This window comes from Sphingopyxis sp. FD7, from assembly GCF_003609835.1.
GTDB lineage: Bacteria > Pseudomonadota > Alphaproteobacteria > Sphingomonadales > Sphingomonadaceae > Sphingopyxis.
Map to the genome: position 1 here is coordinate 2,717,705 of NZ_AP017898.1, position 18,398 is coordinate 2,736,102.

Sequence of the window (18,398 nt, forward strand, 5' to 3'; positions counted from 1 at the left end):
CCAGGCGCTACGCGCCAAGCCTCCATATCCTCTCCCCTGAAGGGGAGAGGGTTTAGAAGGTCACCGCCCCTTCCACACGCCTTCGCGCTTCTCGATAAACGCGGCCATGCCTTCGGCCTTGTCCTCGGTCGCGGCGAGGATCTGGAACAGGCGGCGTTCGTAGATGAGGCCCTGGTCGAGCGTCGTCTCGAACGCGGCGCCCACCATCTCCTTGTTCACCATCGCGGCCATCGGCGGCATTGCCGCGATCGTCGTCGCGGTCTTCACCGCTTCGTCGATGAGGCTTTCGTGCTGGACGACGCGCGCAACCAGCCCCGATCGCTCGGCCTCCTCGGCATCCATCATCCGCCCGGTGAGGCACATTTCCATCGCCTTCGCCTTGCCGATCGCGCGCGTCAGCCGCTGCGACCCGCCCATGCCCGGCGCGACGCCGAGCTTGATTTCGGGCTGGCCGAATTTCGCCTTGTCCGACGCGATGATGAAATCGGCCATCATCGCAAGCTCGCAGCCGCCGCCGAGCGCAAAGCCGTTCACCGCGGCGATCCAAGGCTTCCTCACCTTCTTCACGAAATCGCTCGTCCATTTCGAGAAAAAATCCTCGAGGTAGAAATCGGCGGCGGGCTTGTCGGCCATTTCCTTGATGTCGGCGCCTGCGGCGAAGGCCTTGTCGCCCGCGCCGGTGAGAACGGCGCAGCGCTGGCCGGGGTCGGCCTCGAAGGCGGCGAAGGCGGCGATCAGCTCGCCCAGCACGCCCGAATTGAGCGCATTCAGCGCCTGTGGGCGGTTGAGCGTCACCAGGGTGACGGCGCCGCGCTGTTCGACGAGGAGGGTTTCGTAGGTCATTCGCTATTCTCCGGATTTTCGTCATGCCGGACTTGATCCGGCATCCATGGCCGCCTGGACCCCGGATCAAGTCCGGGGTGACGAGCTAGGTGAGCGGGGTCCATTTCTCATTCTCAGGCAGCGGCGCAAAGATGGCGTCGATCCAGTCGTCGGTCACCGCCTCGGGCGTCGGCGGATTCCATTTCGGGCTGTTGTCCTTGTCGATGATCAGCGCGCGCACGCCCTCGATGAAGTCGTGCATCGTCACGACGCGGCTACCGATCGCATATTCCTGCGCCATCTCGGCAGCGAAGTCGTGCATCTCCGCCCCCTCCTTGAGCTGTCGCAGCGCGACCTTGCACGTTTGCGGCGATTTGCTGTGCAGGGTTGCAAGCTCCCTTTCCGCCCATTCGCCGCCATCGGCTTCCAGCGCGGCGAGAATCTCCTCATAGGTGTCGCTCGCGAACAGCCGGTTGATCCTGTCGATCTGATGGGTGATCGTGGCGGGCGGTGCGGTGATCGACAGCTCGCCCAAAATGCCGCCGATGCGATCGGGATGCGCGGCGATGCGCGCCTTTGCCTCGGCGAGCTTTTCTGACGGCAGATAATGCGTCGCGAGGCCGAGCGCGAGGCATTCCGCCCCGTCGAGCCGCGCGCCGGTGAGCGCCAGATATTGCCCGACGCGCCCTTCGAGCCGCGGCAGATACCAGCCGCCGCCGACGTCGGGGAACAGGCCGATTCCCGTTTCGGGCATCGCAAAGCGTGTGTGCTCGGTCGCGACGCGATATTTCGCCGGCTGCGAAATGCCGACGCCGCCGCCCATGGTGATGCCGTCCATGAAGGCGACGACGGGCTTGGGATAGGTGAAGAGCAGATGGTTGAGCCGATATTCGGTGTGAAAGAAGGCGCGCGCCTCGACCCCGTCCTTCGCGCCGCTTTCCGCGAGCATGCGGATGTCGCCGCCGGCGCAGAAGCCGCGGCCCTCGCTATGGTCGATGATGACGGCTTCGACCGCATCGTCGGCGCGCCACTGCAAAAGCGCGTCGATCATCGCCTGACACATTGCGAGGTTCAGCGCGTGGATCGCCTTGGGGCGATTGAGCGAGATTCGGCCGACGCGGCCGCAGGTCGAGATGAGAACGTCTTCGGTCATCGCCGATCCTCCCCCAAGGGGGGAGGGGGACCACCGAAGGTGGTGGAGGGGTACGGGAGGTCATACGCAGCGCTCGACACCGCGTACCCCTCCACCATGCTTCGCATGGTCCCCCTCCCCGTGCCGGGGAGGATCTTTTCGATCGTGATCATTGGCGCAGCAAATCCCTTCCGACGATCATCCGCATCACCTGGTTGGTGCCCTCGAGGATCGAATGGACGCGCAGATCGCGCCAGAAACGCTCGATCGGATAATCCTTCAAATAGCCATAGCCGCCGAACAGCTGGAGCGCGTCGTTGACGATCCTGCTGCCGTTATCGGTCGCGAGCCGTTTCGCCATCGCCGAAAAGCGCGACTTGTCGGGGGCGTTGGCGGTCACCTTGGCCGCCGCCATATAGAGCAGCGCGCGCGCGGCCTCCAGATCGGTCGCCATGTCGGCCAGCATGAACTGGGTGTTCTGGAAATCGGCGATCGGTTGCCCGAACTGCTGGCGGTCCCTGGTATAGGCGATCGCTTCGTCGAGGCATCGCTGCGCGCCGCCCAGCGAGCAGGCGCCGATGTTGAGGCGGCCGCCGTCGAGCCCCGCCATCGCGAAGCGGAAGCCGTCGCCCTCCGCGCCGACAAGATTCTCCACGGGCACGCGGCAATCCTCGAAAATCACCTGCGCGGTCGGCGAAGCGTTCCAGCCGAGCTTTTTCTCGGGCGCGCCGAACGACAGGCCCGGCGTGTCCTTTTCGACGACGAGGCAGCTGATCCCTTTCGACTTTTCCTCGCCGGTGCGCACCATGCAGACATAAATGTCGTTGACCCCGGCGCCCGAGATGAACTGTTTGGTGCCGTTCAGCACATAATGATCGCCGTCTCGCCTTGCCGTCGTCTTGAGCGCCGCGGCGTCCGACCCCGAACCCGGCTCGGTCAGACAATAGCTCGCTATTCTTTCCATGCTGACCAGCTGCGGCAGGAAGCGCGCCTTGATCTCCGCTCCGCCGAAGCGGTCGATCATCCACGTCGCCATATTGTGAATCGAGACATAGGCGGATGTAGCGGGACAGCCATAGGCCATCGCCTCCATGATGAGCGCGGCTTCCAACCGGCCGAGCCCGATGCCGCCCGATTCCTCCGCGACGTAAATCGCGCCGAAGCCGAGCTCGCCCGCGGCCTTCCAGACATCGACGGGATAATGGTGCGTCTCGTCCCATTCGGCCGCGAAAGGCGTGATCCGGTCGGCGGTGAACTTGCGCGCCATGTCCTGGATGGCGAGCTGGTCGTCGGTCAGCTGGAACTGGTCGGTCATGCGGTCTTCTCGATAATGATGGCTTCGGCTTCGATTTCCACTTTCCACTCAGGGCGGATCAGCGCGGGGATGACGAGCATCGTCGATGCCGGGCGGATGGCGCCGAACATAGCGCCATGCGCGCGGCCGACGAGATCGGCATCAGCGGGGTCGGTGACATACATGCGCGTGCGCACGACGTCGGCGGGCGAAGCGCCGAGCGCCTCCAGCGCCTCGGCGATGATCGCCAGGCAGCGCGCGGCCTGCACCCCCGCGTCGCCGACGGTCGAACTGCCGTCCGGCTCGATCGGCGCACAGCCCGCAACGTCGATGCGGTTGCCCACGCGCACCGCGCGGCTGTAGCCGTATACGGGCTCGAACGGGGACGCCGAGCCATGATTGCGGCGCGTGCCGTCAGCCACAGGTGACCTGCGTGATCTTGTAGGCGTCGTCGTACATGATGTTCACCCGGTCCTGGCGGTAATCCATCGTCATCGCCGAACGCGGCGGCCCCCAGCGCAGCGTGCGCGCGCCGGTGGCTTTCAGGATCGCCGCGCCGACAGCCCCGGTCGCGGTCTGCCCGACGTAGGATTGCGCCGCATCGGCGTTGCACGTCATTTCGGTGGGCGGCGGCGGGGTCGATTCGACAGGCGCCTCGCCGCCCATGCAGGCGGCAAGCGGCAGCGCGGCGGCGATGGCAAACAGGCGGATGTCCATGGTGAATCTCCCTTTCAAAACGACGCCGTCATCCGGCACAGCGCGTATAGCGCATCGCGCCCGCCACGGCACCCTCGCCCATATCGCGGCGCACGAGCGCCTTGCCGCCGTCGGCGAGGGTGAGCGTCATGCGGCGGTCCCATTGCTCGCCCTCGCCGCTGAACCGATAATCAGCGACGATGCGGTTCGCATCGCTTTCCCGAACGCGCACAAGTTCGCCGTGCGATTCATAGAAGCGCAAATCGGTCGCGCCGATCGTCAGCACGGTGAGGTCGGCGCCCTTGCGCGCCGTGCAATCGGCGGCGCTCAGCGCCCAACGTCCACGGATTGCGGGCGGGTGCGTATCGCCGTCGACGCGGGCGCCGTCCTCGTCCGGCGCGGGGGCTTCAGCGTTGACGCCCGCAGTCGGCATTTCGGGCGGCGCCGCACGCTCGGCCTTTTGTACCGGGCTGATCGCGGCGCTGTCCTCGGGGCCCGTCTCCCCATCCTGACCGCCGCCGCACGCGGCAAGCAGCAGAAGCGCGGCGGGCATCATCCATCGCATCATCGTCCTTCTCCTTTGCCCGGAGAAATGTCCGACCCGGCGCATGGGTTTCATCGGCGCTTGCCGATCAACCCATCGTCGGGATGACGAAGGCGTTGCCGCCGTCGGGCGATCCATCGGGCCAGCGCGCGGTGATCGTTTTCACCCTGGTCCAGAACCTCACCCCTTCCATGCCGTGTTGGTTGGTGTCACCGAACGCCGAGCGCTTCCAACCGCCGAACGTATGATAGGCGACGGGCACCGGAATCGGCACGTTGATGCCGACCATGCCGACCTGCACGCGCGCCGCGAATTCGCGCGCGGCGTGGCCGTTGCGCGTGAAGATCGCGACGCCATTGCCATATTGATGCTTCGACGGCAGTTCGAGCGCGGTCTCGAAATCGGGCGCGCGGACGATCTGGAGCACGGGGCCGAAAATCTCTTCCCTGTAGCTTTCCATGTCGGGGGTGACATGGTCGAACAAGGTCGGACCGACGAAAAAGCCCTTTTCATGCCCCTGAAGCGTGAAGCCGCGGCCGTCGATCACCAGCTCGGCACCCTCGTCGGCGCATTTGGCGATCCAGCCTTCGACCTTTTCCTTGTGCGCCTGTGTCACGACGGGACCATAATGCGCCTCGGCATCGGTCGACACGCCGACGCGGAGCGCCTCGATCGCCGGGATCAGCTTTTCGCGGAGACGATTGGCGGTATCCTCACCCACCGGCACGACGACCGGCAGCGCCATGCAGCGTTCACCCGCCGAGCCGAAGGCGGCGCCGGTGAGGTCGTTCACGACCTGGTCGAGATCGGCGTCGGGCATGACGATGCCATGGTTCTTGGCGCCGCCCATCGCCTGCACGCGCTTTCCGTTCGCGACGCCGCGATTATAGACATAATGCGCGATGTCCGACGAGCCGACGAAGCTGACCGCGCCGATGTCGGGATGGTCGAGAATCGCATCGACCATTTCCTTGTCGCCGTGGACGGTCTGGAAAATCCCCTCCGGCATCCCGGCTTCGAGGAACAGTTCCGACAGGCGCACCGGCACCGACGGATCGCGCTCGCTGGGTTTCAGGATGAAAGCGTTGCCCACGGCAGTCGCGACGCCGCCCATCCACAGCGGGATCATGGCGGGGAAGTTGAACGGGGTTATGCCCGCGCCGATGCCGATCGGCTGGCGCATCGAATAGACGTCGATGCCGGGTCCGGCGCCTTGCGTATATTCGCCCTTCAGCACATGCGGGATGCCGCAGCAGAACTCGATGACTTCAAGGCCGCGCTGGATGTCGCCCTTCGAGTCCGCGATCACCTTGCCATGCTCGGCCGACAGCATTTCGGCGAGCTGGTTCATATTGGCTTCGACGAGGCGCTTGAACTCGAACATCACGCGTGCGCGGCGCTGCGGGTTGGTCGCGGCCCATGCGGGCTGCGCGGCCTTTGCCGCGGCCACGGCGCGGTCGAGAACAGCGCGGTCGCCGAGCGCGACCTGTGCCTGTACGCCGCCATTATTGGGGTCGAGGACATCGCCGAAGCGAGCGGAGCCGGCGGAACCGCCGACGATGTGATGGTCGATCTGTCGCATATCCGAGTCTCCCATAAGATGTTGCCGCTGCCACAGCCGAGTTGCGGGGCGATTGCAAGGGATAGACTTGCAGAGTCATCCTGCATATTTGCAGGTTATGGACTGGGACAGGCTGCAATATTTCCTGATGGTCGCACGCCATGGCACGCTCGCGCGCGCGGCGGCGGCGCTGCATGTCGATGCGACGACGGTGAGCCGCCAGGTCAGCGCACTGGAGGCGGCGCTCCAGCAGACCTTGTTCGAACGCGCGCCGACGGGTTTCGTTCTGACCGCGGCGGGCCGGGCGCTTGTCCCGCACGCCGAGGCGATGGCGACGGCGGCGGCGCGCATCCATAAGGCGTCCGAAGGCTCATCGGCGCTGTCGGGGCAACTCCGCGTCAGCGTCTCCGAAGGCTTCGGCAACAGCTTTATCGCGCCGCGGCTCGGCGGCTTCGTCGCGGCGCATCCCGAGCTTGAGATCGACCTTGTCGCCTCGTCGGGGTTTCTGAACCCGTCGCGGCGCGAAGCCGATATGGCGGTGCTGCTCGCGCGGCCGCGCAAGGGTCCGCTCATCACGCGCAAGCTCGCCGATTACAGCCTCGGCCTCTATGCCCCGGCGAACCGCCCCGATTGGCAGGAAGCAGTTGGCAACACGCCGCTGTCGCGCGCGGGCATTCCGGTGATCGGCTATATCCCCGACATTCTTTACGCCCCCGAACTCGACTATCTGGGCGAGATCGAGCCGGGGTTGCGAGCCAATGTCCGCTCATCGTCGATCCTCGCCCAGCGACGGATGATCGCCGGCGGCGCGGGCGTCGGCGTGCTGCCCTGCTTCCTCGCGAGCGGCGATCCTGCGCTGGTCCGTGTGCGGAGCGATCAGGCGATCGCGCGCGCCTTCTGGCTTGCGCTTCACCGCGACATCGCGCCGCAACCGCGCATCAGGGCGTTTATCGACTGGCTGGATGGCGAGGTGAGGGAGAGCCGGGGGTTGCTGGTTCCAAGCTAACCCCTCCCCGTCATTGCGAGCGGAGTGAAGCAATCCAGGGCGGTTTACGCAGACTCTGGATTGCCGCGTCGCCTTCGGCTCCTCGCAATGACAGCGGTTAGATAGTGGTTTCCGGCCGCCATTCCGACGCGATCAGGCCGCCGTCGCCGAACAATTTTGCTGTCGCGTCCGGACCCGCCGCCGCCTCGCGCAACCTGTCCGCCAGCGGATCGTCAATCGGATGCCCGCTCCGCAGAAAGGCAATCCACGCCGCAATCGCCGTTTCGAGCGACGGACAGCGCGCACCGCGCGCCTGATGCCACGTCAGCGTCTCCAGCCAGCGCTGCGGAATCTTCTGGCTGCCGTCCATCGCGATCTGAATCAGCCGGTGGTCGAGCGCGGGATTGGCGAAGCGGTCCAGCAACGCATCGGCATAGGCGCCAAGATCCTGCCCCGGCGCGGCGTCGATCGTCGGCGCGGCTTCGCCCAGCATCAGCCGTTCGATCACCGGGCGGATGGCAGGATCGGCGATCGCCTGATGGACAAAATCATGTCCGCGCTCCAGCCCGATATAGGCGAGCGCCGAATGCGCGCCGTTGAGCATCCGGAGCTTGGCGGTTTCATAGGGCGCGACGTCGGCAACGAGTTCAGCCCCGACCGCCTCCCAGCGCGGTCGCGGGCCCGCGAAATCATCCTCGATCACCCACTGGCTGAAGCCTTCGGTGACCACCGCTCCCGCGTCGCGCGCGCCGAGTTCGGCTTCGACCGCCGCGCGGTCGGCGTCGGTGGTTGCGGGGACGATGCGGTCGATCATCGTTGCGGGGCAGGCGCAGGTCGCATCGAACCAATCGACCAGTGCCGGATATTCGGCGGCGAGATATTGCCGCATCAGCCGCCGCAGCACGGCGCCATTGCTCGCCAGATTGTCGCAGCTCAGCAGGGTCAGTCCCGGCAGGCCCGCCGCCCGGCGGGCGGCGAGCGCGGCGCCGACGAAGCGGTAGAGGCTCGACGCCCCGCGTGCCGCATCAAGGTCGAGCGATCCGTCGGCGCGGCGCAGATAGCCCTTCTCGGTGACGGTGACGCTGACGATATGCGTCGTCGGCGCGGCGATGGCGTCGATCACGGCTTGCGGATCGTCGGCGGCGACGAGCACATGCCGCACCGCACCAACGATGCGGAGCCGTGTGCCCGCCGCGCTGCGGCTGCTCACCGAATAGAGTCCCGCCTGCGGGTTCAGCTGCGCCGCGACGTCGCCCGACCGCAGCGACACGCCGATGATGCCCCAATCGCGGTCGCCGGCGTCCATCGCGTCGTCGGTGTACACCGCCTGATGCGCGCGGTGGAAAGCGCCGATACCGAGATGGACGATGCCCACGGCTTGGGCGGAGCGGTCGTATCGCGGCCGCCGCACCGACGCCGGGAGCGGCGTGTCGGCACCCAGCCTCACAGCTTGTAGGCCGCCTTGGCGAGATTGTAGCTGAGGTCGGCCGCGAGTTCGGCGGCTTCCCATTCCTCCAGCCGATGTTCGGCGACCAGCCCGGCGAGAAAGCCGCAGTCGATGCGCCGCGCGACATCGTGCCGCGCGGGGATCGACAGAAAGGCGCGCGTGTCGTCGTTGAACCCGACCGTGTTGTAGAAGCCCGCCGTCTCGGTCATCTGCGAGCGGAAGCGCCGCATTCCTTCAGGGCTGTCGTGAAACCACCACGCCGGGCCGAGCCTCAGCGCCGGATAATGGCCCGCGAGCGGCGCGAGTTCGCGCGCATAGCTCGTCTCGTCCAAAGTGAAGAGGATGATCGTCAGCGCGGCTTCGTTGCCATATTTGCCGAGGAGCGGACGCAGCGCGTGGACAAAGTCGGTCGCGGTCGGAATATCCGCGCCCTTGTCGCGGCCATAGGTCGCGAACAGCCATGGGTTATGGTTGCGGAACGCGCCGGGGTGGATCTGCATGACCAGCCCGTCGTCGAGGCTCATCCCCGCCATCACCGTCAGCATATGCGCGCGGAACAGCTCGGCATCGGCGGCGCCGACATCGGCGCCGGTGACGCGCATGAACAAGGCTTCGGCCTCGGCGTTGGACAGGTCGGCAGTTGCCGCGCTCGGGTGACCATGATCGGTCGAGGTCGCGCCCATGCTGGCGAAGAAGGCGCGGCGACCCCGATGCGCGGCGAGATAGCCGGCATAGCTGAACGCATCCTCGCCCGACAGCTCGGAAAAGCGTTCGAGGTTATCGCGAAAACCCTCGAACTCGGGATCGACCACGGGGTCGGGGCGATAGGCGGTGATCACGCGCCCGCCCCATTCGCCGCACGCGTTGGCCGCGCGGATGACGGCGTGATGGTCGAGCGTGTCAAGCGGGCTTTCGGTCGTCGCGATCACCTCGATCCCGAAACGGTCGAACAGCGCGCGCGGGCGAAAGGCGTCGGTCGCCAGCGCTTCGGTGATGCGGTCGTAATAAAGGTCCGACGTTTCGGCCGAAAATTGCACCTCGATCCCGAAGGCTTCGGCGAACACCCAGTCCATCCACATGCGGCTGGGGGTGCCGCGAAAGAGATGATAATTCCCGGCGAACAGCCGCCAGCTCTCGCGCGGGTCGGCGTCGGGGTTGCCGATGCCCAGCGCGTCGAGCGACACCCCCTGCGAATACAGCATGCGGAACACATAATGGTCGGGATGGAGCAGCAGCTCCGCCGCATTGCCGAAGGGCGCATTGCCCGCAAACCAGGCCGGATCGGTATGCCCGTGCGGGCTGACGATCGGCAGGCCCGCCACCTCCTTGTAGAGTCGGCGCGCGATATCGCGCTGTGCCGGCTCGGACGGAAAGAGGCGGTCGGGAGAGAGGGTCAGCGGGCGTGGCATGACGCTATTTTGCGCCTTCCACGCTGACCGGCGCGAGGCGCGGGCTGAGGATATGGACCGCGAGCACCGCGAGGAAATAGACGGTCGTGCAGGCGGCGAAGATGAGCGTGTAATTGCCCCCCGTCGCGTCGAGCACAAGTCCCGTCGACTTCGCCATGATCATCCCGCCGACGCCGCCCATAAAACCGCCGAGCCCGATCACCGACCCCACCGCGCGTTTCGGGAACATGTCGGGCGGGATCGACAGGATCGTCGACGAAAAGGCCTGGTGCCCCGCAAGCGCAATGCCGATGAGCACGACCGCGAGCCACATATTGTCGAGCCCCGTCACGAACAACAGCGGCAGCACGCAAAGGCCCGCGCCGATCATCGTCACCTTGCGCGCAAAATTGACGCTGCGGCCGGTCTGGATCAGCTTCGACGACGCCCAGCCGCCAAGGATGCTGCCGACGTCGGACAGCAGATACATGATGATCATCGGCAGCAGCACGATCTTGAGGTCGACGTCATAGGTCGAGGCGAAATATTTGGGCAGCCAGAAGAGCATCAGGAACCACACCGGATCGGTCAGGAACTTCGCCGCCGCAAAGGCCCAGGCTTCGCGCTTGGTGACGATCCTGCCCCAGCCGATGCGCTCGACCTGTTCGGGCGGGTCATGCTCGATCCACGCGAGCTCGGCCTCGCTGACCTTCCCGCTTTCGCGCGGATTGCTGTAGAGCCAGAGCCAGAGCAGCAGCAGCACGGCGCCGAAAATGCCGGTGTAGATGAAGGTTTCGCGCCAGTCGAAACCCAGCACGCGCATGAACAGCGCGACGGTCGGCGCGGTGAGAATGACGCCGATCGTCGTCGCGCTGTTGACCCAGCCGATCGCGTAGGAGCGTTCCTTTTGCGGGAACCATTCGCTCGACGCGCGGACGACCGAGGGGAAATGCCCCGCTTCGCCGACGCCCAGCACGACGCGCGCGAGCATGAAGGAAGCGACCGACGACGCAAAGCCGTGCGCGACATGGCCGATCGTCCAGATCGAGATGGCGATCGCATAGCCGATCTTGGGACCGAAACGGTCGATCAGCCAGCCCATGACCAGAAAACCGAGCGCATAAGCGGCCTGGAAAGCGGTGACGATGTTGCCATAGTCATTCTCGCTCCACTGAAGCTCGGTGCCGAGCGTCGGCGCGAGCAGGCCGAGCATCGTGCGGTCGATATAGTTGACGGTGGTTGCCGCGAACAGAACCGCGACGATCATCCAGCGATAGCGGCCCGTGCGGGGCACCGGCACCGCCGCACCCGTGTCTGCGATTGCCTGCGCCATCATCCTCTCCCGTGTTTGCTTCTAATAGCTTGTGATCGTGCAGCCGACGCGGATTTTTCCGTCGAACAGCGCCTCGGCCCGCTGGCCGGGCCGGACCTCGTGAATACCCGTGATCGCCCCCGCCGACACCCAGGTGCCCGGCGCGATCGCAATGCCGCGCGCCCGCAGGATGCCGATCAGGAACAGCGCCGATCCGAACGGGCCGTCGAGCATACCCGCCATCGTCGCGGCGCCGACGCGCGCGCCATCGATGAACATCTCGACGGGCATATGGATCAGGTCTGCGTCCCGCCAGTCGGGGATTGACGGACCGAGGATCAGCCCCTTGTTATTGCCATAGTCGGACGCCGTCACTGCGGGACCGTGCCGGTTGATTTCGGGAAAGGGGGAACTCGCGATCTCGATCCCCGTGCGGACATCGGCGATGCACTGTTTCACGCTGTCGATGTCATAGTCGCGCGCGCCGACATCGCCGAAGCAGAGCAGCACCTCGGCCTCGGCCGCGGCGAAGCCGTCGGCATAGACGGGCATCGCCGGGTCGGTGGCGCTATCGACGATTTCATCGGCGAAGATCGGGCCGGTCAGGCGGTTGCCGCCGAAGCGGTCGACGAGTTCGGGCGCGATTCGCCCGACCTTCCATCCGCCGACGCGCCGCCCGTCGAGCGCGATCGCCCGATCCTGGATCGCATAGGCCTCCGCCATCGTTTGCGGCATCGCGCCGGGATAGACGGTAAGCGGTGTCTTTCCCGCACGCGCGTCGATTAATACGCGCGCCACATTTTCCGGATCGCTGATAGCCGCCATCTTTCTCATTTCCCTCTTCCGCGAAGCGGTGTAAGAGACACCGGTGTCAAAGGCAAGCGAATATCCGATGAATTGCGCGATCCGTATCGCTGGTGGCGACAATGTGGCGACCGCGATTGCCGACATTGCGCCGGGCCAGCCGATCCTTGCCGGGACCGACCTTCGCGCCGCCGCGCCCATTGCACGCGGGCACAAGGTCGCCCTCGCCGCTATCGGGCGCGGCGCGGCAGTGATCAAATATGGCTTTCCGATCGGCATCGCGCAGGCCGACATCGCGCCCGGCGAGCATGTCCACAGCCATAATCTGGCGACGGCGCTGGGCGGTGACGACGATTATCACTATGCGCCGCCGCCGGTTCGCGCGATTCCCCCCGGTTCGGCACCCCGCTTTCGGGGCTATGTCCGCGCCGACGGCCGTGTCGGGACGCGCAACGAAATCTGGGTGCTGCCGACCGTCGGCTGCGTCGGCAATCTGGCCGCGCGCGTCGCGCGGATCGCGGGCGAGCGCCTCGCCGGGCGCGTCGACGGCGTCCACGCCTTCAAGCATCCCTTCGGTTGCTCGCAGCTCGGCGACGACCTGGCGCATACGCGCGCGCTGCTCGCAGCGCTCGCGCAGCATCCCAATGCGGGCGGGGTGCTGATCGTCGGGCTGGGGTGCGAGAGCAACCGGCTCGGCGCGCTGCTCGACCTGATTCCCGCCGACCGTCGCGGGCATATCCGCATTGTCTCCGCGCAAGCGGTCGAGGATGACGAAGCCGCGTGCCTCGCGCTGATCGACGAGCTGATGGAGGGCTGCGGCGACACGCCCCGAACCGATGTGCCGCTGTCGCAACTGGTGCTGGGGGTCAAATGCGGCGGATCGGACGGCCTCTCGGGCCTCACCGCCAATCCGCTCGTCGGGCGCATGGCCGATGCCGTCGCGGCGGCGGGCGGCAAGGTGGTGCTGACCGAGATTCCGGAGATTTTCGGCGCCGAACAGATATTGATGGACCGCGCGGTGTCGCGCGCGGTGTTCGACGACGCGGTCGCGCTCGTCCGCGACTTCAAAGACTATTTCATTCGCCACGGCGAGCCGGTGAGCGAAAATCCCTCACCCGGCAATATCGCGGGCGGCATCACGACGCTGGAGGAAAAGTCGCTCGGCGCGGTGCAAAAGGGCGGGCAGGCGCCGCTCGTCGATGTCCGCCGTTATGGCGATGAGGCGACGATTCCCGGCCTGACCCTCCTCGAAGCACCGGGCAACGACGCCGTCTCCTCGACCGCGCTGACCGCGGCAGGGGCGACGATCATTCTTTTCACCACCGGACGCGGCACCCCGCTCGGCTTTCCGGCGCCGACGCTGAAGATCGCGTCGAACAGCGACCTGGCCGTGCGCAAGGCGGGGTGGATCGACTTCGATGCGGGGACGGTGCTCGACACGGGATTCGATGGCGCGGCGGACGCCTTGCTCGGCCTGATCGCTGCAACGGCCTCGGGCGCCGCAACACGCGCCGAGAAAAATGAGGAACGCGACATCGCCATCTGGAAATCGGGTGTGACGCTGTAATTGCTCACGAACAAAAGAGCGATTCTCGCACAAAGTCACGAAGCCACAAGGGGGGCTGCCCAGCAAGATTTTGTGGCTTCGTGGCTTTGTGCAACAAAAACGCTATCCCAGTGCCTTAAAGCTGAAATTGCGAAAGCGCGCTTCGCCTGCCCCCGCCGAATAAAGTCCAGGGCGCAGCATCAGGAAGCCCCCGCGCACATTATGGTGGTATCCTGACACTTCCATGCCGCGATCGAAACGCACCCACGTTTTTCCGCCGTCGCCGCTCGTGTCATAAGTGACGATATGCCGGTCGTTCGTGACGCGCATCCGCATCGTTCGGCCGTGCGGATTGGCCGGGCGCGCGCGTTCGATGCCATATTGATGCGTCACGAAACGGTCGCCGTCGAAGCCGAGCCCGCAATAGAGTTTTTCGTCGTAAAAGAGGATCAGCCCGGCAGTGCCGCCGGGCGCGACTTCGATATCGCATTCAAAGCGGTAGGCCTGGTCGCCCGCGATGAGCAGCAGGGGCGATGAGTCGGCGGGCGCCGAGCCGCGCGCCGCCAGCACCAGCGCGCCGCCCTCGACGCGCGCGCGGCGATGTTCGCCCGGCGCAGGTTTGAAGAAGTTCCATTTGGCGCCGAGCGCGAGCGATGAAAAATCGTCCGACAGCGCCATGCCGTGCGGCCCCGCGACCGTCCCGCCCTTTGGCTTCGCGATCGGTTGCGACAGGTCGCCGCCGGTCATGCGCAGCCAGCCGTCGGCGGTCCATTCGACCGGATCGAGCAAGGCCTGTCGCCCCAGGGTCCAGAAACCATTTTCATAACCGTGATAGACCGCCCACCAGTCGCCCGCCGGTCCCTCAACGAGCGTGGCATGGCCCCGCGACCACCATTTTTCGCTGGCCGAGCGCGTGCGCACGAGCGGGTTCGCCGGGCAATTTTCCCACGGCCCGTGGATCGATTTCGCGCGTGCCGCAATGACCATATGCCCCGTTGGCGGGCCCGCCGTGCCGCCGACCGCGGTGATCATGTAATAATAGTCACCATGCCGCGTGATCTTTGGCCCCTCGGGCGCGAAGCCTTCGACCACCCAGTCGGCGGGGTAGCGCCACGGGTCATAGACATGCTCGGGCTCGCCGATGCGCTTGAGGCCGTCGTCCGACAGGCGCACCCGGTCGCCGCCCGACAGGAACAGCCAGCGCGACCCATCTTCGCCGACCGCATGGCCGGGGTCGATATGGTTGGGCAGGTTCAGGTCGACGGGATCGCTCCACGGCCCCTCGATCCGGTCGGCCCAGATCACCCAGCTCGTGTTCGGGCCTTTGGTCGGGATGTAGAGATAAAAGCGCCCCTCGTGCTTCACCAGTTCGGGCGCCCAGACCGACCCGATATTCCGGTGCAGCGCGGACCCGACCGGCCGCCAGTTCACCAGATCGCGCGAGTGCCAGATGACCAGCCCCGGATAGCTGTCGAAGGTCGAGAAGGTCATGTAATAATCGGCGCCGTCCTTCAGGATCGACGGATCGGGATGATCGCCCGCCATGATCGGATTGAGGAAGCGCCCATCGCCCAGGTCGGCGATGCGCTGGCCATCGAAGCCTTTGGCCCAGGCGGGCGCCGGACCCTCGGGCGCCGGAGCCGACCGCCCCAGAACGGCAGGCGCCGCGAAGCCCGAAAGACCTGTCGCGAGAAGGCCGGTCCCGGCCAGTTTGAGCATCTTGCGGCGACCCGTCACCCATCTCTCCTTTCCAAAGAAAAAGGCCCGGCCCTTGCGAACGCAGGCCGGGCCTTTTCCGGGACAACCCTATTGGTCAGATTTTCACGCGCGCACCGAAGAGGAAGGTGCGGCCGAAGTGGTTATTCTCATAATTGCGGTCGGCATCGAAATCGGTGAAACGATACCGATATTCGTCGGTCAGATTGATCCCTTCGACCGAAATCTCGATATTCTCGGTGATCGCATAGCGCATCGACGCATCGACGTTGATCGTCGAGCCATAGCCTTCGAATATATTGCCGGTGCCACTGTTGGAGTCGACATAGCGGCTGCGGTAGCTGATCGAGCCGCGTGCGCTGAACTTGCCGTCGTCATAGTAGAGCGTACCGTTGAATGCGCGCTTCGACAGGCCGAACAATGTGCTGGTGCGGGTGGTGCCCTGAAGGCCGCCGCCGGGGACGATCGCCGGGCCGCTGACGCGATAGTCGGCATCGGAATCGACAAAGGTAGCGTTCACGATCCCGCCGAAATTGGACAGGAAGCCCGGCAGGAACTTGAACGGCGCCTGCAGCGACACCTCGACGCCCTTGAGGCTCGCGCCTTCGCCATTACCGATCGAATTGATCGTCCACAGCTGCCCTTCCGGATTGATCGCGGCGGGACTGCTCGGCGGGATGATCGACAGCGGCAGTCCGGTCGAGGCGAAAGTGCCGCTCGACGTCGTCGAAACCGGGAAGCTCGCGACATCCTTCTTGAACAGCGCGACCGAAAAGATCGACTGCGGCGCGAAATACCATTCGAACGCAAGATCATAGGCGGTCGCACGGAACGGGTCGAGGAAGGGGTTGCCGTAATTGATGCGATAGTTGAACCCGTCGACCGATCCGCCGGGGGTCAGATTGCCAAGCGTCGGGCGCGTCATCACATCGGCGACCGCCGCGCGGATGATTATGTCGTCGTGCGGGAACAGCGCAAGGTTCATCGACGGCAGCCAGTCCTCATAGCCGCGCTCGACCGTCACGGCCGTGCCGCTGGAAAGACCGCTCGACGTCTGGTCGGTGTGGACATAACGCACCCCGGCGTTGAGCGCATAGCGCAGCCCGCCGAGTTCGCCCTTCGCATCGAATTGCAGATAGGCGCCCTTCACCTCTTCACGCACCGAGCGGTTATTGCCGGCGTCAAGCGCCGGGGTGCGATTGTACAGACCGGTGAAATCGGTCGCGGCGTCGAGATTGGGCACGAGCCATTCGGTCGTCGTCCCCGCCGGTTGTCCCGCCTTGCCGAGCTGGAACAGCTGCGAAAGCGCCGGAGTTACCGCAAAGCCATAGACGGCCGACGGGCCGAACGCGCTCGACGGCGAACAGGTGATCGTGCCGAGCACACGATCGACGCCGCCATTGCCGCACACCACCGTATCGCGCGTGAAGGCGACGCTCGCGAAGTCGAAGCGGCGATAGACGCCCCCCGCCTTGACGGTGAAATCCTCGCTGACGTCCCATTCGGTGCGCAGCTGGACGGTGCGGAACTTGTTTTCGACCTCCGACGGGCGGTCGCGGATTTCGGCGAGCTGGAAATTGGCCGGATCGGTGACGCTGGTGCCGAAGCTGAGCAGCGGGCTGCCCATGTCGCTATAGTCATAGCGATAATCCTGCGCGTCGCGATCGTCGAAAACGATCGTCGTTTCGAGCGGGATCGACGCGGTCGACTTCGACATGCCGCCGAGCAGGGTGAAGCGGAAGCTGTCCCCGACGTCCTGGTCCCAGCTGCCGCCGATCTGATAGAATTCGGTTTCGGCCTTGCGCAGATAATGTTCGGTGCGCACCCAGGCATCGTCGAGCGTTGCCGAAATCAGGTTGTTGTTCGCGTCGATCTCATAATCGCTGACGTTGATCGAGCGTTCGTTGCTGCGCAGCAGCACTTCGGCCCATTGTTCGCGGCGCTGGTGCTTGAACTTCGAATAGAGCGCGTCGAGCGAAATCTTGGTCGCATCGGTCGGCGCGAACTGCACCGATCCGGTCAGACCCAGCCGCTGCTTGTCGTGGGCGATTTCGCCATAGCGCGGAATGCGCGGATGGAACGCCAGCGCGACCTCGTCGCAAGCGGCGCTCGGCACATAGGTGCCGCCCGAATTGGCGGTGGTGAAGCAAGGCGTGCCATCGACCGAATCGAAACGCGCCTGCGCCCAGCGAACCGTGTTATTGCCGAGTTCCAGCGTCTTCTGGTCCGAATAGGCCGCCGAGACCGAGACGCCGAAGGTGCCCGCATCATTGACCCAGCTGAGCAGCCCGGCGACGCGTGGGCCCACCTTGTCCGACAGGTCGTTATAGCTGCCCTGCGCCGACAATGCGCCCGAGAAGCCCGAACGGCCGCCGAGCGGATTGCCCGTGTTGAGGTCGACGACGGCACCGAGCGAGCCTTCGTCGAGCTCGGCCGAGGCGGTCTTGTGGACGACGATCGAGGTGAACAGCTCCGACGCAAAGACGTTGAAGTCGAAGGCGCGGTCGCGGTTCGCCGACGCGCCATCGGTCGAGGTTGCGACGGTTTCGAGCCCGTTGACGCGAACGCGCGTGAATTGCGAACCGAGCCCGCGCACCGTGATCGCACGGCCTTCACCGCCGTCGCGCTGGATCGTGATGCCGGGAATGCGCTGAAGCGATTCGGCGAGGTTCTGGTCCGGGAATTTGGCGATGTCTTCGGCAACGATCGCATCGACCGCAGCGACCGATTCGCGCTTCACGTCGAGCGCCTTGTCGAGCGAGGCGCGGAAGCCGGTGACGATGATCTCGTCTTCGCTCGCAACCGCTTCATCGCCGGTGGCCGCATCCTGCGCCCAGGTCGGCGACGCCGCCAGCACGGCAAGCGAGGCCCCGCACGCCAGACGGGTCAAAGTGCGAACGCTCCGCATTGCTTGAATTGACATTTTCATCCTCCCTTAATCGCCCCGCATCCTCGCTCGCACAAGAAATGACACCGGTTACTTTGCTCGACGAAATGACGCGGCGCGCCACCCTGTCTATTGATTGTCAGAGAGCGATAAGGGTCCGCGCGTCGTCGCGGCGGCCCCGATCAAAGCCTCTCCTTCGGAAACATTTTCTCGTTGACCGATTGGGGTAACCGGTGTCAGAAAGATTGAAGGATAGGCGACGCC

15 protein-coding genes are annotated in these 18,398 nt (G+C 65.5%); 2 read left to right on the forward strand and 13 right to left on the reverse strand.

All coding sequences use genetic code 11. The annotated features are described in order from the left end of the window. Nucleotides 1-60: 60 nt before the first annotated feature. The 7 genes from SPYCA_RS12925 to SPYCA_RS12955 form a co-directional block, all read right to left on the reverse strand. Entirely contained in the window at nucleotides 61-843 is a 783-nt protein-coding gene (locus SPYCA_RS12925) for an enoyl-CoA hydratase-related protein (protein WP_120221013.1), read from the reverse strand. 85 nt (nucleotides 844-928) lie between these two features. Beyond that, on the reverse strand, nucleotides 929-1,975 hold the full coding sequence (locus SPYCA_RS12930; protein ID WP_120221015.1) for an enoyl-CoA hydratase/isomerase family protein: 1,047 nt from the start codon (nucleotides 1,973-1,975) through the stop codon (nucleotides 929-931). A gap of 148 nt (nucleotides 1,976-2,123) precedes the next feature. Continuing rightward, nucleotides 2,124-3,269: an acyl-CoA dehydrogenase family protein gene (locus SPYCA_RS12935; protein WP_120221017.1), complete on the reverse strand. Its 1,146-nt coding sequence runs from the start codon at nucleotides 3,267-3,269 to the stop codon at nucleotides 2,124-2,126. Continuing rightward, nucleotides 3,266-3,670: a RidA family protein gene (locus SPYCA_RS12940; RefSeq protein ID WP_120221019.1), complete on the reverse strand. Its 405-nt coding sequence runs from the start codon at nucleotides 3,668-3,670 to the stop codon at nucleotides 3,266-3,268. Before SPYCA_RS12940 ends, SPYCA_RS12935 begins: the two co-directional genes overlap by 4 nt. Further along, nucleotides 3,663-3,965 (reverse strand): I78 family peptidase inhibitor, encoded by a 303-nt coding sequence (locus SPYCA_RS12945; protein ID WP_120221021.1) that lies wholly within the window; start codon nucleotides 3,963-3,965, stop codon nucleotides 3,663-3,665. Before SPYCA_RS12945 ends, SPYCA_RS12940 begins: the two co-directional genes overlap by 8 nt. Nucleotides 3,966-3,993: 28 nt before the next feature. Next, complete coding sequence (locus tag SPYCA_RS12950; protein ID WP_120221023.1) at nucleotides 3,994-4,512, reverse strand: hypothetical protein; 519 nt, start codon at nucleotides 4,510-4,512, stop codon at nucleotides 3,994-3,996. 64 nt (nucleotides 4,513-4,576) lie between these two features. Beyond that, nucleotides 4,577-6,070 (reverse strand): CoA-acylating methylmalonate-semialdehyde dehydrogenase, encoded by a 1,494-nt coding sequence (locus tag SPYCA_RS12955; protein ID WP_120221025.1) that lies wholly within the window; start codon nucleotides 6,068-6,070, stop codon nucleotides 4,577-4,579. Between the two features lie 97 nt (nucleotides 6,071-6,167). Between SPYCA_RS12955 and SPYCA_RS12960 the strand changes: the two genes are divergently transcribed. Further along, a complete protein-coding gene (locus SPYCA_RS12960) occupies nucleotides 6,168-7,055 on the forward strand; it encodes a LysR family transcriptional regulator (RefSeq protein WP_120221027.1) in 888 nt (295 codons plus the stop codon). Between the two features lie 97 nt (nucleotides 7,056-7,152). Here SPYCA_RS12960 and SPYCA_RS12965 read toward each other — a convergent pair whose 3' ends face one another. The 4 genes from SPYCA_RS12965 to SPYCA_RS12980 are packed head-to-tail and all read right to left on the reverse strand — an operon-like array spanning nucleotide 7,153 to nucleotide 12,006. Further along, nucleotides 7,153-8,481 (reverse strand): mannitol dehydrogenase family protein, encoded by a 1,329-nt coding sequence (locus tag SPYCA_RS12965; RefSeq protein WP_232003304.1) that lies wholly within the window; start codon nucleotides 8,479-8,481, stop codon nucleotides 7,153-7,155. Next, nucleotides 8,478-9,890 (reverse strand): glucuronate isomerase, encoded by a 1,413-nt coding sequence (gene uxaC / locus SPYCA_RS12970; protein ID WP_120221030.1) that lies wholly within the window; start codon nucleotides 9,888-9,890, stop codon nucleotides 8,478-8,480. Before uxaC ends, SPYCA_RS12965 begins: the two co-directional genes overlap by 4 nt. Before the next feature lie 4 nt (nucleotides 9,891-9,894). Further along, nucleotides 9,895-11,202 (reverse strand): MFS transporter, encoded by a 1,308-nt coding sequence (locus SPYCA_RS12975; RefSeq protein WP_120222329.1) that lies wholly within the window; start codon nucleotides 11,200-11,202, stop codon nucleotides 9,895-9,897. 21 nt (nucleotides 11,203-11,223) lie between these two features. Beyond that, complete coding sequence (locus SPYCA_RS12980; protein WP_120221032.1) at nucleotides 11,224-12,006, reverse strand: 2-keto-4-pentenoate hydratase; 783 nt, start codon at nucleotides 12,004-12,006, stop codon at nucleotides 11,224-11,226. A 67-nt stretch (nucleotides 12,007-12,073) separates the two neighbouring features. On the opposite strand from SPYCA_RS12980, the gene SPYCA_RS12985 reads away from it, so the two are divergent. After that, nucleotides 12,074-13,552 carry a UxaA family hydrolase gene (locus SPYCA_RS12985; protein ID WP_120221034.1) on the forward strand — a complete coding sequence of 493 codons (1,479 nt, stop codon included), beginning with the start codon at nucleotides 12,074-12,076 and terminating at the stop codon, nucleotides 13,550-13,552. Between the two features lie 102 nt (nucleotides 13,553-13,654). Here the strand turns inward: SPYCA_RS12985 and SPYCA_RS12990 are convergent, their stop codons facing one another. Beyond that, nucleotides 13,655-15,250: a family 43 glycosylhydrolase gene (locus SPYCA_RS12990; RefSeq protein ID WP_120222330.1), complete on the reverse strand. Its 1,596-nt coding sequence runs from the start codon at nucleotides 15,248-15,250 to the stop codon at nucleotides 13,655-13,657. A gap of 94 nt (nucleotides 15,251-15,344) precedes the next feature. Further along, entirely contained in the window at nucleotides 15,345-18,176 is a 2,832-nt protein-coding gene (locus SPYCA_RS12995; RefSeq protein WP_443029486.1) for a TonB-dependent receptor, read from the reverse strand. Nucleotides 18,177-18,398: the final 222 nt, after the last annotated feature.

Excerpts from the sequence above, each read along its gene's own strand:
- SPYCA_RS12925 (WP_120221013.1), bottom strand. The coding sequence starts at position 843 with ATGACCTACGAAACCCTCCTCGTCGAACAGCGCGGCGCCGTCACCCTG.
- SPYCA_RS12930 (WP_120221015.1), bottom strand. The coding sequence starts at position 1,975 with ATGACCGAAGACGTTCTCATCTCGACCTGCGGCCGCGTCGGCCGAATC.
- SPYCA_RS12935 (WP_120221017.1), bottom strand. The coding sequence starts at position 3,269 with ATGACCGACCAGTTCCAGCTGACCGACGACCAGCTCGCCATCCAGGAC.
- SPYCA_RS12945 (WP_120221021.1), bottom strand. The coding sequence starts at position 3,965 with ATGGACATCCGCCTGTTTGCCATCGCCGCCGCGCTGCCGCTTGCCGCC.
- SPYCA_RS12950 (WP_120221023.1), bottom strand. The coding sequence starts at position 4,512 with ATGATGCGATGGATGATGCCCGCCGCGCTTCTGCTGCTTGCCGCGTGC.
- SPYCA_RS12955 (WP_120221025.1), bottom strand. The coding sequence starts at position 6,070 with ATGCGACAGATCGACCATCACATCGTCGGCGGTTCCGCCGGCTCCGCT.
- SPYCA_RS12960 (WP_120221027.1), top strand. The coding sequence starts at position 6,168 with ATGGACTGGGACAGGCTGCAATATTTCCTGATGGTCGCACGCCATGGC.
- uxaC (WP_120221030.1), bottom strand. The coding sequence starts at position 9,890 with ATGCCACGCCCGCTGACCCTCTCTCCCGACCGCCTCTTTCCGTCCGAG.
- SPYCA_RS12975 (WP_120222329.1), bottom strand. The coding sequence starts at position 11,202 with ATGGCGCAGGCAATCGCAGACACGGGTGCGGCGGTGCCGGTGCCCCGC.
- SPYCA_RS12980 (WP_120221032.1), bottom strand. The coding sequence starts at position 12,006 with ATGGCGGCTATCAGCGATCCGGAAAATGTGGCGCGCGTATTAATCGAC.
- SPYCA_RS12985 (WP_120221034.1), top strand. The coding sequence starts at position 12,074 with ATGAATTGCGCGATCCGTATCGCTGGTGGCGACAATGTGGCGACCGCG.
- SPYCA_RS12990 (WP_120222330.1), bottom strand. The coding sequence starts at position 15,250 with ATGCTCAAACTGGCCGGGACCGGCCTTCTCGCGACAGGTCTTTCGGGC.
- SPYCA_RS12995 (WP_443029486.1), bottom strand. The coding sequence starts at position 18,176 with ATGAAAATGTCAATTCAAGCAATGCGGAGCGTTCGCACTTTGACCCGT.